Raw genomic sequence first — 15881 nt, forward strand, 5'->3', positions numbered from 1 at the left:
CCCCCCGGCAACTCTGGGCAGCCGATCAGCGTCATAAAAAAACCTCCCCGGGCCAGGCTCGGGGAGGCGAGGGGCAGAGCAGAGGATCACAGGCAACCGGTTTTCCGTGCGTCGCTGATCATTACCCGGCGGATCAGGCCAAGGGAAAGGCGATTGATATGGAAAATCAGTTTGGCGAACGGCCCGACCAGTACCAGATTCTGGCCTTTTTGCATGGCTCGCACCATAGCGTCGGCGACCAGCTCCGGCTCACAGCCCTTGGCCTGATAATAAGCCTGCAGTCGCCGGTGCCGGGCAATTTCGGCCGGAAGCGGATGCGCCAGGTCAGTTCGGTGGCCTGGCCCAGATCGCGCAGCAAGATCTCGCCCTGGTATGCCGGTGCCGGTGCCGGATCGTGCTTCCTCAGCAGCGCTCGATGAGCGGTTTAAGACGTTTGAGCAGCATTGCCCCGAGCATTCGCCGGAGCAGGCCGCGCAGCAGGTTGCCGGTGCCGGGCAATTTCGGCCGGAAGCGGATGCGCCAGGTCAGTTCGGTGGCCTGGCCCAGGTCGCGTAGCCGGATCTCGCCCTGGTGACAGATGAAGGGCGAGCCCTCCGTCACCCGGTAGCGCAGGCTGTGCGGCGGTTGCCAGTCGATGACTTGCTCGACCACGCGGCCACCGGGGCCGTGCATCAAGCGTTCGCTGCCGTGGCCGTTGCGCTCGCCATTACCGGCACGGTGCACAGTCACCGGCTTGAAACCACTCCATTGGGCCATGCCCTCGTGATCACTGATGTGGGCCCAGACCTTGTTCGCCGGTGCCTCGATCCGCACGCTGCGTTCGATGCAATGAGTGTCGGGTGCGGGACGGCGTTCGAGCGCCAGCGGCTCGAAACCCCACGCACGGTCAGCCTTACCGGGCTTGAGCCAGAGCACCTCATAGGAGAAGCTCTGAGTGTCATTGAGGTAAACCACCCCGGCATTCAGCAGCGGGATATGCACGGGGCGGCAGTTCGGCTGTGCGCCGGCGCTGCAGGCACGGCGATAAACCGTCATCAAGTCCTGTTTGTTGTGTGCACCGAAGGCGATGTTGAGGATGCCCTGATCGCTGACGCGATAGCCTTCGGGCCAGGGTTTGCCGAGCGGCTCCAGGTATTGCACGACTTCCAGCAACACGTCACCGGCGAGGAACAGGCAGCTTCTTTTTTTCGCCCCTGGCAGGCCCCAGAGCGCTTCGTGCTGCGGATGGTGCAAAGTCGCCTCGGCTTCGGTCAGTCCGATGCCATTGCGCAGGAAGGTGCAGGTTTGTTGCAGATCAGGCACTGACATGGTCACCGAGCGGATGGCTGCAGGGCAGTCCCGCCCAGGTTTGACCTGGCCAGCCAGCGGATCGGCTTCCATGATCTCGACATAGACCCCATCGGGGTTGCGCACACAGGCCCGGCGCTGGCCAGCCTGGCCCTGCACCGCGGACAGCGGTTGCGAGCCGAGGCGGGCGAGGCGCGCCAGGGTTTCATCGAAATCGGCGACCCAGAGTCCAATACGAGTGTAACCGATGTCGCAGGGGCGGAAGTCGCTTGGCAGCGGCCGGGCGATCGGGCTCTCGAACTGGAACAGCTCGAGCTGTGCCCAGGGGTTGCTCCCGACCAGCCACCAGCAGGTCGAGGCCGCCTTGGGCAAACCCTGTACCCGCGAGGGCAGCAGGCCGCGCATCATTAAGCGGCTGCCACCGGCCGGCAACAGGCCGAAGCCTTCGCGGAACCAGTGCTCGGTCAGGCGCAGATCGACCACGGACAGGGCAATCTGATTGAGTGGGGGAACGAAAGTCATTTATTTATCCGTCGCTCAGGAGAGGTTGGGTAGCGCAGGCGGCACGCCAAAGCCGTCCCGGGAAGCGCGGGACGGCTGCTGCCGATCAGGGCATGTAGGCGACGTGCACGTCATTGATCTTGCCGTTGAAGGCAAAGGGCGCGCGCTCGAAGTAGTCGAGGACCACCGGCGAACCGAGGTCTTCGGCCACGTCGAACGTCTCGCTGGCGGTGAACAGCAATGGTGGCGTGAACGGCGTGACGCCCTTGGCGACTTCCTGGCCATTGAGGCGCAGGCTGAGGTTGGCCGGTGAGCCTGGTTTGGCCGCGGTCATGCTGGTGAGCACCTCGATACTGACCTTGCCGGCCGGCACCTTCTCGGCCGAGCGCAGTTTTACCCGGGCGATGGCAAGCGCGTTGTACTCATAGACCAAATGGCCGTCATCCAGATACAGGCTCACGCCACCGCCGATACCGCCCAGGGCATACAGCACGCCGGTGGCGTTTGCCGGGACGTCAGCCTCTACCACCACCTTGTTGTTCTGGTTGCGCAGGTTGGGCGCAGTCATTTCCGGCATACGCTTGGTCCGGTCGCTGAAATGCCACTCGCGCTGGCTGGTGGCGAGACGTGCGGTAGGGTCAAGGAAAGGATAAAGACCGGCACCGATCGGATAGACATGGTTGGCCTTGGCCTGGGCATCGAACTCGGCCTTCAACTCGGCGAGCTTCTGTGGATTGCTGGCGGCCAGGTCAGTGGCTTGCGAGTAATCGTCCTGCAGGTTGTAGAGCGCCCATTGGTCGTTCTCGGGGTTCCAGCCCATGAACTGGGCAACGCCCTGGACCCAGGGTTTGCGTGGGCCGAACACCGAGGCCATCCAGCCGTCCTTGTAGATGCCACGGCTGCCGAAGACTTCGAAATACTGCGCCGGCTTCTTCGACTTCACCTCGGCGTCGTTGAAGGTATAGCGCATGCTGATGCCGTCCAGCGGGTCCTGGGCGATGCCGTTGACTTGCTTGGGCGCGGTGATGCCGAGGATGTCGTAGACGGTCGGAACGATATCGTTGACATGGTGGAACTGCCCGCGAACCTTGGCGTCCGCCTTGATCTGCTTGGGCCAGGAAACCGCGAGCGGGGTACGGGTGCCACCGAAGTAGCCAGCCACCAGTTTGGTCCCGGGGAACGGCCCCGAGCCGGCCCAGGCCCACGCGGCGTTGTACATGCTTTCCAGCTTGGGCCCGCCGAGTGCCGGCAGGCCACCGTACATGTCATTGAGGGTTTTCAGCTGCTGCTCCTTGGACACCGGAATGCCGTTCTGGGCCAGCAGCTCGTTGATCGTGCCCTCCATGCCTTCGGCGGAGGCGCCATTGTCGCCGAGCACGTAGAAGATCAGGGTGTTGTCGCGTTTGCCCTGGCGCTCCAGCTCGTCGAGGATCTTCCCGGCCTGGGTGTCGGTGTGTTCCAGGAAGCCGGCAAACACCTCCATCAAACGTGCCTGGTATTGCTGTTGTTCCGCGGACAGGCTGTTCCAGGCGGGCAGTTCAGCCGGGCGCGGCGTGAGCTTGGCGTCCTTGGGGATGAAGCCCATTTCCTTTTGCCGGGCGAAGGTTTGCTCACGATAAGCGTCCCAGCCACCCGCGAACTTGCCCTTGTACTTGTCCGCCCACTGGGCATTCACCTGGTGCGGGCCATGCACGGCACCCGGGGTCCAGTAGAGGAAGAAGGGTTTGTCCGGGGCGTAACTTTGCTGATCCTGCAGCCAGTTCACCGCCTGACTCGCCAGGTCTTCGCTGAGGTGGTACTTCGGATCGCGCGGTGGCTCGATCGGCGTGGTGTCGCGGTACAGGCGTGGCTCGTACTGCGAGGTTTCGCCGGCCAGGAAGCCGTAGAAATGCTCGAAGCCATAGCCGGTCGGCCAGGCGTCGAAGGGACCGGCAGCCGTGGTGTCGAGTGCCGGGGTATTGTGCCATTTGCCGAAGGCGGCGGTGCTGTAGCCGTATTGCTTGAGCACCTCGGCCATGGTCGCCGAGCTTTTCGGGATTTCCCCGGTATAACCATCCCAGTCGGTGGCCAGTTCGGCGATCACGCCGTTGCCTACCCGGTGATGGTTGCGCCCGGTCAGCAGCGCGGAGCGGGTGGCCGAGCTGATCGCGGTGGTGTGGAAGGCATTGTAGCGCACGCCGCTATCGGCGATCCGGCTCAGGGTCGGGGTGTGGATGGCCCCGCCGACGGTATCGGACTGGGCGAAGCCGGCATCGTCGAGCATGATCACCAGGATGTTCGGTGCATCGGCCGGCAGGTGGGATTGCTGCTGACGCTTCTGGTGTCTGGACTCTTTCAGCGTAGGTTTGGCATCGCTGGCGGAGGGCGTAGGCGCGAAGGGCAGCGTCTCCTGGGCACAGGCGATCGAACTGGCCAGCAGCATGCTCAGTTTCAGCGTGAAGCGCCCGGACAATGGCAGCCTCTGGGTCATGGGTATCTCCATCGATTATTGTTTTTATGCGGCGGGTTGGATTGTGCTTGGCACGTTGTCAGCGATCGGCTGAAGACGCGGGATCGCCGAGGCTGTCAGGCAGAGAAGCTGGTGATGTCCTTGGCTTCGATACCTTGGGCTTCGCAGAAGGCGCGGTAGCGCTGTACACCGCTTTTCCAGTTTTCGATGGCGCAGATGTTGTCGTTCTCGTCGTAATACAGCAGGTCGCCCTGAGTGATATTCATGGTGATGATTTCATCGCCGTACTCCTCTAGCGCGATCGGGGTATGGCTGGTGCCGGCGGTTTCGAACACCACGCCGCCCGGTTTGGCGATCCAGTCGTGCTCGAGGTATTTCCAGCCGCCTTTGACGGTGTAAACGATCACGGTGCCGGTGTGGTAGTGCCTGGGCAGCGTGGTGCCGGCCGGGGCCTTGAGCAGGGTGATGGTCTCGCCACGAACCGGGTCGCACTTGATGTACTTGATGAAGACTTCGTCGCTGTAGGGAGAGAAGGGAACCCAGGGCAGGTCTTCGTCGTTGATGGCCGCGGTATCGATGCTTTCGTACAACATGGTGATGCTCCTCGGATGACTGCCGTTGACGGCAAGTTGGACACTCTGAGGTGCATCCTGATGATGCGAGGCAACAATTACCCCCCCGAAGACGAGGGGGGCAGGGAGCTTTCAGTGGAAATGCCGGGTAACTCGCGGGCTTTCCAGCAATGGCGCGACGTCATGCACAGTGCCGGGCTGTTCAGGCGCGCGTGTAATTTTTTCGTCGAGGATGCTCATGTATTCGACCAGTGCCGCCTGGGTCGAGCGGTCGGCGAAACAGCGCACGGTCGAGGTCATCTCGATGGCAAGCGCCTGGCGCAATCCAGTGTCTTGTCCGGCATGTACCGCATGCTTTGTCGAAGCCACCCCTATAGGGCTGCGCCGGCTCATGCGTTCGGCAAAGGCCTGGACCTTTTTCCTGAATTCGCTTTTGTCAAAGTGGTCGGTGATCAGGCCATTGTATTTGGCCTGATCGGCACTCCACTGGTCGCAACCAAGCATGAATTCCAGCGCCTTGGCCTTGCCGATCAGGCGCGGCAGGCGCTGTGTGCCTCCACCGCCGGCAATGATGCCGACCAGCGCTTCCGGCTGGCCGATGGTGAAGCCGGCATCGCCAACCATGAAGCGGAAGTCGAAGCAGGCGGCCATTTCGGTACCGCCGCCGTTGCAGTTGCCATTGATCGCGGCGATGGTGATCTTGCTGCTGCGCTCGATGGCAAAGTAGGCCGCCATCATCTGAAACCACAGGTACAGCGTCGAGCAGCGCCCGCGCAGCCGGCGGGTCAGCGCCAGCACGGCCCGTTCGCTGGATGGCAACTGGTCCATCAGCCACAGGCAGAATGCGGCTTGCCATTCCATCAGCTTGCTGCCGATGCGCGCGCCGCAGATCCGGTCGAGCAGAAAGGCCCGATTGTCAGCACTGATCTTTTGCAGCTCGGCAATCGAGAAATGGAAGATGTAGGTGTCTTCGAGGCCGCCGGTCAGCACCAGCACACCGATGCTGCTGTCCTGTTCGGCGGCCTTGAACACCTGGTGCAGTTCTACGCAGATATCGACCGTCAGGAAGTTGGCCGGCGGGTTTGCCAACTCGATCCACAGCGTGCGCTCGAGTTGGGTAGTCTTGAGGTAGCGCAGTTCCATGATGGTTTTACCCTTATCGAGTACTGCTCAAATAACGCCAGAACAGCAGTGCAAAAATAATGTCGCCGGATGCCAGTACCGGCAGCGGCCAGGGAATATTGCCCGCCCACCAGTGACCGTAGATGACAGCAACGACGAGGATCTTGAGCAAGATCCCGAGCACGATGTAAGGACGGTAGCGCACAGGATCGCGGCTGATCATCCAGTAGGCCCAGCCGAACATCACCACCAGGGCCATGGTGATTTGAATGAATAAGGTGGACGTCGGCGTGACCTGCAGCCCCATCAAGGCGGCGACCGGTTGCAAGGCCACCAGAAATGGCAAGCCTGCCAGTACGTTGAAACCAGCGGCGGAACCGAAGAGGGTGCGGGCTGAATTATTGGACATGAGATCTTTCCTGCAAGTGTTGTGTAGGCTTCAGCGCAGTAGGCTGAGCAGTTTCGGATAGCTGTTGGGGAAAAGCCTCCCGCTGCAGCGGGCTAGTACCCAATGAGCAAAGAACTATTTGCTCAGAATGTGAATCGCCACTGCCGCTTCCTCGATGCCCTGCAAACCGCCACCGTTTTCCTGAATGGCGTGGCGTGCACCCTCTACCTGGCGTTTGCCAGCTTCACCGCGTAATTGGGTGACCAGTTCGCAGAGCTGGCCGATACCGGTGGCGCCGAGGGGATGCCCTTTGGATTCCAGGCCGCCCGAGGTGTTGACCGGAATTCGCCCGCCGAGGGTGAATTCGCCGCGTTCGGCTGCAGGTCCGCCCTGGCCGAGGGGGACGAAACCAAGGTTTTCGACCTGGATGATTTCACCCATCGCCGACGCATCGTGTACTTCGGCCACATGCATGTCCTGCGGCCCCAGGCCCGCCTGCTCATAAGCCAGGTTAGCGGCCAGGCGGCCGACGTGCAGCAGTGGCTGGTCGAGGCGGCGGTGGCTGAAACTGCGCATGACGCTGGCAGCGACCTTGATGCAACGGCTCTTGTCCGCGCCGATGCGCTTGCGTCCTTCCTCCGTGCAGAGAATGGCCGCCGCGGCACCGTCCGACAGCGGTGCGCACATCGGCAAGGTGATCGGGTAGGTGATCGGCGGCGCAGCCAGGATCTCCTCGATGCTGAACGGCTTGCGAAATTGCGAGAACGGGTTGTGCACCGAGTGGGTATGGTTTTTCGCCGACACCGCAGCGATCTGCCGCTGGGTGGTGCCGTAGTTGCTCATGTGAAAACGGCACATGGCGGCGTAAATCGCCATGAACTTGCTGTAGGGCTTGTCCGATTCCGAACCGTCCGGGACTTCAATCCCTTCGCCCATCTTCACCAACGTCTGGTAGTTCTCTTCGGCTCGCGAGATATCCCAGCCGGCTTCGAAAATCGAAAATGCCTTGAGTTTGTCGGCGATGTTCATCTTTTCCGCGCCGAGGGCCAGCGCGACATCGGTAGTGCCGGCCTTGAGGCTTTGCACCGCCAGATTGAAGGCAGAACTGCCTGAGGCGCAGGCATTTTCGATGTTGTAGATGGGGATGCCTTCGATGCCGATCTTGCTGAATACGACCTGGCCCGGAATGGCGATCTGACCCTGCAGCGGTCCATTGGTCATGCCGGCATAAAAGGCGATGCCCAGATCCTCGGTAGTGCAGCCGGCGTCCTGCAATGCGCCATTGAGTGCTTCGCGCGCCAAGTCGTCGAGGCTGCGTTCAATGTGCCGACCGAATACGGTCATGGCGATGCCGGCGATATAGATAGTGCTCATAAACATTCCTTATTTTCAGTTGACCGGCGTCAGGTTCGAGCTTCGTGCGCGGCTGCAGTGGGAGAGCAAGAGGCGCTTGCCGGCTGCTGCGAGTGACGCTCGACGAACTCGCCGACGCAGGCCAGTGCATGCTGTGCTTCCGGTAGCCAGTGCACGGCCTGCCAGACGTGCGGCATCTGTGGCCAGACTTGCAGCTCGACGTGGGTTCCAGCGTTACGCGCTTGCGCAACGGCGATTTGCGATTGATGCAGCAAGCATTCGGTGCTGCCCGCTTGCAACAGTAGCGGCGGCAACCCGTGCAGGCTGCCGGCACAGGGCGATACTCCGGGGTCGTGGGCGGCGACCTCAGCGACCACCACTCTCTGCAATAACTCGAGTGCACCGGCGCCGATCATCGGGTCGTCAGCGGTCGCCCGCGCATCGAGCCGGCGGATGGAATCGATACAAGTGCCTGGCGAAAACATCACGGCGCAGGCAGGCAAGGGCAGGCCGGCATCACGAATTCGCTGTAAGGTGGTCAGCGTCAGTAAGCCTCCGGCCGAATCGCCGATCACGATAATCCGTGCGGGATCCTGGCCCTGGTCGAGCAGCCAGCGATAGGCCGCAAAGCAGTCCTCGTGCGCGGCCGGCAGCGGGTGCCCGGGCGCCAGCCGGTAATGCGGCATCAACGCCTGGGCACCAAGGGTCAGGCACAGTCGCGCGGCGAGCCGGGCATGCAGGCGCGGCGTACGGAACATGAAGCCACCGCCATGCAGATAGAGGATGACGCGCCCCGACTTGATTGCGTCGACGCCGATCCAGTCGGCGGCCACCCCATGGGCACTGATGTGTTCACGGTTGAAACCTCTGCCGCCGCCGCCCAGCCAGCGATCCAGCCTGGTCAGTAGCGCCTGCACGCTAGCGAGCTCCATGGGTTTGGCCAGGCGGGCCTTGACGATGTGCCGGTAGAACCAGAGCAGAAACCGCGCCCGCAGACTCAAGGGGCGTGGCGCATTCGGCAGCGGCGGTGAGCAATTCAGAGCTGGACTCATGCCAGCCCCGCATTACGTGCGGCCGGACTGCGGGCGGCTGCAGCGGCTTTCTTCTTCGGCGCTTTCACCGGCGCCGGCAGCCTCTGGCTCGGGCCGTCGCCGAGCACCTGTTCAAGGGTGTCAAAGGATTGCTGCACCAGGCAGGCAAGCCGTTCGACATCGGGCACCACAGAGCGCAGCGAGGTGAGCGACATGAAGGTTTCGTCGGCATAGGTCCAGATACCCACCATCAGCCGCGCCCCAAGCGAAGGGCCCATCATGGGTAGGAAGTAATCGAGCCGGCTGCCGTTCAGGTACAACGGCTGCGGCAGGCCGAATGGATTGGAAATCAGCAGGTTGGCCGTCGCCGGGAAACGCTCGCCGACGCGTAACATGTCAGGCAAAGCGGCAAACGCCACGTTGATCATGGCGTAAAGCTTGGCACCAGCCGGACTCATCGCGCCGATATCCTTTTTGGCGCGGTTCATGGCCCCATGGATGCTGGCCAGGCGAGTGCGACCATCGCTACCCGGTGTGCCGAGGGTAACCAGCGCAGCGGAAAGCTGGTTACCGGAACCGGCCAGCTTGAGGGCCATTGGCACTATGGCCACCAGCGGCCTGGTTGCCGGCTTGCCCGATTCTTCCAGATAAGTGCCGTAGGCGTCGTCGATCACAGTGGTCATGACATCGTTGAACGAACACCCCGTCGCCTTGGCCAGCGCCTTGACCTGTGTTACCGGGAAACGTACCAATCCATAAGTACGCTCTCCTGAACCCTGACGTTCCAGGCGGGTTTCAGGCGCAGCCAGGGGCAGGGCGATTCCGCCTTTGCCGGTGATCAATCGCAGGCTTTGCCGTAAGTACACCTTGCGCATATCGGTCGCCGCGCGAGTAGCGCCACACACGGTGCCCAGCATCCGACGCAGGGCAGATGGGCGTATCTTCCTTTGCTTGTCTGGCACAACCTGTTGCAACCAGGTCGATACGCCTTGCCATGGCGCCCGAATGGTTTTTCGTTGCGCGGACTGCGACATGGTTTCACCCATCAGGCGAAATATCGCCATGCCATCCCATTGCGAATGATGGGCGACCAGCAAAAACGCGAAGCGCCCACCTTCCAGGCCTTCGATCCAATGGCAGCGCCACAAAGGCAACGACCATGACAGCGGTTCGTGCATCGCTTGCGCTGCAGCGTCGCGCAATTGCTGATCGTTGCCTGGGGCCGGCAAACGCAGCTCCACCAGGTGGTTGTCGAGATCAACCTCGACCTCCTCCCAGTAGGGCAGGCCGCTAAGCCGGAGCCGCGGTCGGAGGTTGAACGGTGCGCCGACGGCACGTTTTTTCATCGTCGCCAGCAGTCGACGGCTGTAATCAGCCCTGGCTCCTGACGGCGGAGTGAAAACGTGCAGAAATCCTCCGTGCACGGGAATAGTCCTGGACTCCAGTGGAAACCACGACATATCGAGCAGCGTCATGTTCATCGGCATATCTTGCAAACCTCAGATGTTGCGAGTGGAGTTTTCCCAGTACTGCTGGCGCAGGTCTTTCTTCAGCACCTTGCCCACGGGACTGCGCGGCAGGCTGGTGATGAAGTCGACCGACTTGGGCGCCATGACGCCTCCCAAGCGGGTTTTGCACAGGTCAATCAGTTCCTGTGCCGAAGCGCTGTGACCGGGATTGAGTTCAACCACCGCCTTGACCGTCTCGCCCCATTTCTCGTCGGGCACGCCGATCACTGCGCAGTCCTGCACGGCCGGATGGCTCCACAGGACTTGCTCGACTTCGCTGGGATAAACGTTGAAGCCGCCGGTGATGATCATGTCCTTCTTGCGATCGGTCAGATGCAGGTAGCCTTCGCTGTCGATATGGCCAATGTCGCCGGTGTGCAGCCAGCCGCCGACGATGGCCTGGGCGGTCAACTCCGGTTGCTTGTAGTAACCCTTCATGATCAGGTCGCCGTGCACACAGATTTCGCCGGTTTCGCCCCGCGCGAGAATCTGCCCGGCATCGTTCATCACTTCGACCCGGATCAGCGGATTAGGCCGGCCGACCGACGACAGACGACGGTCTCTGGCAAGCTCACCATTAACCAGATGCTCGTCGGGCCGCAGGTAGGCAATGCTCGCTGGAGCCTCGGTCTGGCCGTAGCCGCCGGCCATGATCGGACCGAAGACTTCGATGGCTTTTTTCAGCTTCTCGACCGACATCGGTGCGGCGCCGTACAACAAGAATTTGACCGAGGAAAAATCGACGGTTTCGATACCGGGGATTTCCAGCAGCTTGTAGATCACCGTCGGCGGCAGAAAGAATTCACTGATCTTGTGTTGCGAAATGGACGCCAGCATCAGCGCCGGATCAGGCTTTGGGAGCACGATCACCGTGCCACCTTGCGCCGTGCAGGGAACCGCCAGTAGCCCTGCGGTGTGGGTCATCGGTGCGGCCGCCATGTTCACCGGTTTGAGCCCATCGCGATACGCACAGGCCAGCATGAAATGCGCGATGAAGGTTTGCGTGCTGCGATGGGTATTCATCACGCCCTTCGGCATGCCGGTGGTGCCGCCAGTCGGCGAGAGCATCACCACGTCGTCCATGTCATAGGGCACTTCGGGGCGCGTTGAAGGCTGTCCTGCCGTCCATGTTTCAAGCGAAGGCGCATCCACGTCGATGGCGTCGATGCAGATCCAGTGCCTGATTTTCGGCAGAGCAGGGCGAAGGTCAGCGATGACGGACGCGAAGTCGTGCTGGTAGAACATCACCTCGCAATCGAACGCGTCGAGAATGTAGGTGTTTTCTTGAATCGAGTTGCGCGCATTGACCGGTATCCAGGTCATATTCGCGCGCCACAGTCCCAAGGTGCAGGCCCAGGCAGTCACGTCATTGCCGGCCCAGATCGCGCCCTTGGTTTCCTTCGGCAAGCCCAGTGCGAGCAGCTTGTTGGCGACTCGGCAAGAAAGTTCGCCGATTTCGTCGAAGGTATAGGAGCGCTCGCCCTGGATGTAGGCGACACCGGCCGGGTCGATGCCCCAGCCGCGGTCGTAGAAATCAATTATTGCCATGAATTTCTCCAGTGCAGCCGATCAGAGCGGGGTAACGGTGGCACGAGCCAGGCCGCGCTCTTCGAGGAAGCCCAACAGGTAGCGGTGACCGAAGGCTTTGGAACCGGACGCGAAACCGACCTTGTTGGTCTCGCCATCGATCAGCTTGATTGCGGCCGCGACCTGCAGGGCGCCGGTGGCAATGTAGGCGGTGGTGCCATGAACGGTGGCGCGCACGGCCGAGAGCTGGCCGCGACCGATGGCGGTGTCGACCATGCGCACGGTGGTGGTGCGCTCGCGCGGCGGCATGGTCGGGGTGGTCGACTCGACGATTTGCTTGAGTACCGCATCCTGCTGTTCTTTTGGCAGGTGCTTGTATTCGGCCTCCCACTTCTGGCCCAAGGCATGCACCATCTTCATGACGTTGTTGTCATAAAAGCCGACGCAGGAAACGCAGGAGCGCACGCGCGGATCGTTTTCGAAATACACCGGCAAGGAGGTGCCGCCCCACGGCAGGGCAAAGACCGGTTGCAGGAAGTCGGGCGAGGCGATGTTGAAAGAGGTGTCGACGGCGTGTGGGACCAGTTTCTTCTCCCACAGGTAGCACTGCTCGGAGCGATACAACTCGAAGATGGAGGCCGTCGAACCAACGGTCACGCCGGACCCGGCATCGCGCGGGCCACGGCACAGTGTCGAGGTTTCCAACGCGTCGATGCCCGGGGTTTCCAGCGCAAGTTCCGCGGCGATTTCCGCATAGGTGTACATGTAGGACAGCGATGGCGAGACCAGCAGGCCGGCCTGGGCATAGAGTTTGCCGAATTTTTCCCGCACTTCGCGCATGTATCCCTGTTCACCAGTGGTATCGAGGTGATGGCAACCGGCCTTGAGCGCTGCTTCAACAGTGGTCAGGCCGAAATTGACGAAGGGACCGACGGTGTTGCAAACCACCTTGGCACCCCGGAAGGCTTCCGTCAGTGCTTCGACCGTGTGTTCGGCCTCAATGACTTCATAGGTGGCGGACTCCAGACGCACCACGCGCTGCGCCATCATTTCGTGCACACGCCCGGCGTTGCGCGCCACGGCGGTGAATGGAATGTTCTGATCGATCAGCCAGTCCATGGTCAGCATGCCGGTGTAGCCACTGGCGCCATAGACAACTACGGGGTATTTAGCCATTTTCGAGTATCTCTTGTTGTTTGAGGTTACTGGGTTGAGTGCCGGGGTCAGTTCTGCGACCAACCTTCGGCATAAAGCTGTTGGCACAACAGGCCAACGCGCATGGTGATGATGTAGTTTTCGCCGTCTTCGATCAGGGCCGAGCGGGCATCGCGGAAGATTTTTTCGATCGGGTATTCGCGCGAGGTGCCGGCGCCGCCGAACAGTTGCAGCGCCTCGCTGGCGACCTTCATGCATTCCTCGGTCACCGTGACCTTGGCTGATGCCGTGGCGTAGGGATGGGATTGCGGCGACAGGCGTGCATAGGCCAGCGAACGGCGCGCCACCCCCCGGGCCAGTTCCACTCGGCGCAGCATGTCGCCGAGGCGATAGCGGGTGAGCTGATGGTCGATCAGCAACTGGCCGCCTTGTTTGCGCTCATGGCAATACTGCAAGGCCAGTTCGAAGGCCGAGCGAGCAACACCGGTAAAACATTGCGACATGTGGGTGCCGGCGTAGGACCAGGCCGAGGATTGGTTGCCGTAGTACTGGTCTTGCAGTGCGACCGCAAAACGCAGCGGCACTTTGACGTTGTCGAAATAGACTTCGCCTTGTGGTAGCGCGCGCTGGCCGATCTTGTCCAGCGGCTTGCCGCGCGAGACACCGGGCAGGTCGAGGGGGATGATCACCGCCACGCCATGGGGCCGCCCGTCGGTATCGAAGTAACCGTCGCCGTAATCGGCACCGATGTAGGCGAGCGCCACTTGCGCCACGGCACCATTGGAGACCCAGGCCGAGCACTGGCCGTTGATGACGATTTCGTCCTTGCCGACCTTGGCCGAGAGGCTGCCCTTGTTACCTTGCTGGCCGTGGGGCCACTCGCGCTTCATGTCATAAACCATGATGTCGCTGCCCTTGTCCGGATGGGTGATCATCCAGCAGCCAACCTTGCCGGTGCAGAGATCGACCAGTTCCTGGTTGCCGGCAGCCATCGCCATGTGCAGGGGAAAGCCGGCCGCTGCCAATGAAGTGCCTAGGCCCGCATCGCCCCAGCCCATTTCCTCGCCGATCAGCGACTCGAGGCGTACCGCGACTTCGGGTGGGAACTGGGAGAAAAAGGACGGATCAAGGCCCAGTTTTGCGGCTTCCTGAAACACCGACCAGAACGGCGAGCCTGGCGCGCAGACATCGGTCGCGCTCATCTTGTCGAGCTCTTGGCCGATCGGTCGCAGGACGTTTTTGGCAAACTGATGAACGCTCTGCTGAATGGCGGATTCTTCTTCGGTCAGCGGTGTTTCAAAGCCGGTCAAGCCAACGGCAGGCAACTGCAGCGTGTCGTGTAAGTTGATCATCACGGTTCCTCGACTGGAGATGAAATGGCCCGCCTGGCGTTGACCGGGGGGTTGAATATGGGTGCAATGATTGTTCTTCCGGGCCTCGACAACTCACCTGAAAAGCGGTCATATTTGTCAAAATCTGCTCACCCCGAGATACCGATGAATCCGCAACAGCAAGTCCACGAAGCACTAGGTTTGCCGATGGTTGGCGGTATGCTGTGCGGTGAAATGCCTTTGTATGCCGAGCGCTATTTCCTCCATGAGACCGATCGGGTCGTACCTCCGGTCGGTGTCATGGCCCTGTTGACACAGTTCGGCGGCTCACGGGTGCAAGAAGGCATGGAAGGGGAGCTGCGCTCGACCTCACTGCCTTTCGTATCGCTGCTGATGCCCGCCGGTTGTGCAACTCATTGGCACTATTCCGGCAGCGTCGACTTTGCGGTGTTCTACTTGCCTGAGCGCACCGACGGTGTTTTTCAACAGTTGTTCGAGCTCTGCGCTGATGCGCAGGCACCGTTTTCCTTCAGTGATGCCCTGGTCGGCGCCGCTGCCCGACAACTGATGGATGAGCTGAATTTGGGCAAAAAGGCCGACCGGGGTTTCATGGCCAGGTTGTCTGCGGTCATGCTCGAGCAGGTATGCCGTGTGCTGCGATCCGATATCACCAGCGGCATTAATCCACCGCACATTCAGCTGGCGCGTCTGCAGACGGTACTGGCCTTCATCCGTGAGCACCTGGCGCAGGAGCTATCGATCAGCCAGCTGGCGGAACAGGCCGGGGTCAGTCCGGCGCATTTTCGGCGGTTGTTTCAGAATGCGATGGGCATGCCACCTCATCGTTACGTGATGAATGCGCGGCTGGAACATGCACGCGATCTGCTCATGCAAACCGACCTGCCGATTCTGCACATCGCCCTGGAATGTGGTTTCAGTACCCAGAGCCACCTGACAGCGGCATTCAAGACGGCACATGCAACTACGCCGGCGCAGTATCGAACCCAGGCCGGCGGTAGCAGGGGGCGAGCCTGAAGTAAAATCAGTGCAGTGAAGCGAAACTCACGGCCGGTTTGACGCAAGTGTATTGATTGACCTGGCATTCATTCGCGGCCTGGCGCTGCGACTCGAACCAGACCTCGTCCAGTCGTAGAACGACGGCGATCATCGCAGTCAGCGATGCAACTACAGACAGCATTATTATTATTTTCATCCGTTCACCTGCTTTCGAGCACTCGATGACAGTATTTGTTGTTCCGGGAGTAAAAATTACTCGTTTTGAACACTTAAACCCCCCTCTCGTCGGGGGGGCTCAAGCGTTTCCAGCGCTTGAGCAAGGCCGTTGCTCGCAGGTAGTGGTTGGCGGCCCACGGATTGAGCTGGCCCGAAAGCAGCAAGGCGTTTCTCAGATATGCGGTGGTACTTTCATCGTTGAAATAGTAAAAGCACTCGCGTGGCCTTCTGCGGTATTTGGGATCGCGTTGCTATTCGTAGGCCGCTCGTTCGGTTTCTGGGGACCATAACGGCTGGGAGTCGCTGGTATGTTTCCACTCTATTGCGGCGCAGTGCTTGTGGTGGGCTTCACGTGGCTCGGTGCCTGCTGGCTGTATTGGCCCGCTTAGGAAGAGCTCCAATGGCGCTCAAAGTGTCAAGCCAG

At 61.2% G+C, this 15881-nt stretch carries 14 protein-coding genes; 3 read left to right on the plus strand and 11 right to left on the minus strand.

All coding sequences use genetic code 11. The annotated features are described in order from the left end of the window. The first annotated feature begins 158 nt into the window (after nt 1-158). The gene (locus ACA062_RS10515) at nt 159-419 is read left to right on the plus strand and encodes a hypothetical protein (RefSeq protein ID WP_497456301.1); all 261 of its coding nucleotides are present in this window, start codon (nt 159-161) and stop codon (nt 417-419) included. Here the strand turns inward: ACA062_RS10515 and ACA062_RS10520 are convergent. The 11 genes from ACA062_RS10520 to ACA062_RS10570 form a co-directional block, all read right to left on the minus strand. Beyond that, nucleotides 403-1809 carry an SRPBCC family protein gene (locus ACA062_RS10520; protein ID WP_497456302.1) on the minus strand — a complete coding sequence of 469 codons (1407 nt, stop codon included), beginning with the start codon at nt 1807-1809 and terminating at the stop codon, nt 403-405. The genes ACA062_RS10515 and ACA062_RS10520 overlap by 17 nt on opposite strands. Nucleotides 1810-1894: 85 nt before the next feature. Beyond that, nucleotides 1895-4258: an arylsulfatase gene (locus ACA062_RS10525; protein WP_497456303.1), complete on the minus strand. Its 2364-nt coding sequence runs from the start codon at nt 4256-4258 to the stop codon at nt 1895-1897. Between the two features lie 95 nt (nt 4259-4353). Beyond that, the gene (locus ACA062_RS10530) at nt 4354-4830 is read right to left on the minus strand and encodes a 2,4'-dihydroxyacetophenone dioxygenase family protein (RefSeq protein ID WP_497456304.1); all 477 of its coding nucleotides are present in this window, start codon (nt 4828-4830) and stop codon (nt 4354-4356) included. 111 nt (nt 4831-4941) lie between these two features. Next, nucleotides 4942-5952, minus strand: coding sequence for an enoyl-CoA hydratase/isomerase family protein (locus tag ACA062_RS10535; protein WP_497456305.1), 1011 nt, complete (start codon nt 5950-5952; stop codon nt 4942-4944). Nucleotides 5953-5965: 13 nt separating this feature from the next. After that, nucleotides 5966-6340, minus strand: a complete 375-nt coding sequence (locus tag ACA062_RS10540; protein WP_497456306.1) for a hypothetical protein — start codon at nt 6338-6340, stop codon at nt 5966-5968. 114 nt (nt 6341-6454) lie between these two features. Continuing rightward, the gene (locus tag ACA062_RS10545; protein ID WP_497456307.1) at nt 6455-7693 is read right to left on the minus strand and encodes a thiolase family protein; all 1239 of its coding nucleotides are present in this window, start codon (nt 7691-7693) and stop codon (nt 6455-6457) included. A gap of 29 nt (nt 7694-7722) precedes the next feature. Then, nucleotides 7723-8724, minus strand: coding sequence for an alpha/beta hydrolase (locus tag ACA062_RS10550; RefSeq protein ID WP_497456308.1), 1002 nt, complete (start codon nt 8722-8724; stop codon nt 7723-7725). Further along, entirely contained in the window at nt 8721-10184 is a 1464-nt protein-coding gene (locus ACA062_RS10555) for a wax ester/triacylglycerol synthase domain-containing protein (protein ID WP_497456309.1), read from the minus strand. Before ACA062_RS10555 ends, ACA062_RS10550 begins: the two co-directional genes overlap by 4 nt. An 18-nt stretch (nt 10185-10202) precedes the next feature. Beyond that, complete coding sequence (locus ACA062_RS10560) at nt 10203-11759, minus strand: AMP-binding protein (RefSeq protein WP_497456310.1); 1557 nt, start codon at nt 11757-11759, stop codon at nt 10203-10205. Nucleotides 11760-11780: 21 nt separating this feature from the next. Next, nucleotides 11781-12914: a saccharopine dehydrogenase family protein gene (locus tag ACA062_RS10565; protein ID WP_497456311.1), complete on the minus strand. Its 1134-nt coding sequence runs from the start codon at nt 12912-12914 to the stop codon at nt 11781-11783. Between the two features lie 47 nt (nt 12915-12961). Then, nucleotides 12962-14245 carry an acyl-CoA dehydrogenase family protein gene (locus ACA062_RS10570; protein WP_497456312.1) on the minus strand — a complete coding sequence of 428 codons (1284 nt, stop codon included), beginning with the start codon at nt 14243-14245 and terminating at the stop codon, nt 12962-12964. A gap of 144 nt (nt 14246-14389) precedes the next feature. On the opposite strand from ACA062_RS10570, the gene ACA062_RS10575 reads away from it, so the two are divergent. Together ACA062_RS10575 and ACA062_RS10580 are read left to right on the plus strand one after the other, a co-directional pair. Further along, complete coding sequence (locus ACA062_RS10575; protein WP_497456313.1) at nt 14390-15259, plus strand: helix-turn-helix domain-containing protein; 870 nt, start codon at nt 14390-14392, stop codon at nt 15257-15259. A 56-nt stretch (nt 15260-15315) separates the two neighbouring features. Next, entirely contained in the window at nt 15316-15747 is a 432-nt protein-coding gene (locus ACA062_RS10580) for a hypothetical protein (protein ID WP_497456314.1), read from the plus strand. The last annotated feature ends 134 nt before the right edge of the window (nt 15748-15881 follow it).

It is taken from the genome of Pseudomonas sp. LBUM1679, from assembly GCF_059695565.1.

Excerpts from the sequence above, each read along its gene's own strand:
- ACA062_RS10560 (WP_497456310.1), bottom strand. The coding sequence starts at position 11,759 with ATGGCAATAATTGATTTCTACGACCGCGGCTGGGGCATCGACCCGGCC.
- ACA062_RS10535 (WP_497456305.1), bottom strand. The coding sequence starts at position 5,952 with ATGGAACTGCGCTACCTCAAGACTACCCAACTCGAGCGCACGCTGTGG.
- ACA062_RS10565 (WP_497456311.1), bottom strand. The coding sequence starts at position 12,914 with ATGGCTAAATACCCCGTAGTTGTCTATGGCGCCAGTGGCTACACCGGC.
- ACA062_RS10555 (WP_497456309.1), bottom strand. The coding sequence starts at position 10,184 with ATGAACATGACGCTGCTCGATATGTCGTGGTTTCCACTGGAGTCCAGG.
- ACA062_RS10520 (WP_497456302.1), bottom strand. The coding sequence starts at position 1,809 with ATGACTTTCGTTCCCCCACTCAATCAGATTGCCCTGTCCGTGGTCGAT.
- ACA062_RS10530 (WP_497456304.1), bottom strand. The coding sequence starts at position 4,830 with ATGTTGTACGAAAGCATCGATACCGCGGCCATCAACGACGAAGACCTG.
- ACA062_RS10575 (WP_497456313.1), top strand. The coding sequence starts at position 14,390 with ATGAATCCGCAACAGCAAGTCCACGAAGCACTAGGTTTGCCGATGGTT.
- ACA062_RS10570 (WP_497456312.1), bottom strand. The coding sequence starts at position 14,245 with ATGATCAACTTACACGACACGCTGCAGTTGCCTGCCGTTGGCTTGACC.
- ACA062_RS10540 (WP_497456306.1), bottom strand. The coding sequence starts at position 6,340 with ATGTCCAATAATTCAGCCCGCACCCTCTTCGGTTCCGCCGCTGGTTTC.
- ACA062_RS10525 (WP_497456303.1), bottom strand. The coding sequence starts at position 4,258 with ATGACCCAGAGGCTGCCATTGTCCGGGCGCTTCACGCTGAAACTGAGC.
- ACA062_RS10515 (WP_497456301.1), top strand. The coding sequence starts at position 159 with ATGGAAAATCAGTTTGGCGAACGGCCCGACCAGTACCAGATTCTGGCC.
- ACA062_RS10550 (WP_497456308.1), bottom strand. The coding sequence starts at position 8,724 with ATGAGTCCAGCTCTGAATTGCTCACCGCCGCTGCCGAATGCGCCACGC.
- ACA062_RS10545 (WP_497456307.1), bottom strand. The coding sequence starts at position 7,693 with ATGAGCACTATCTATATCGCCGGCATCGCCATGACCGTATTCGGTCGG.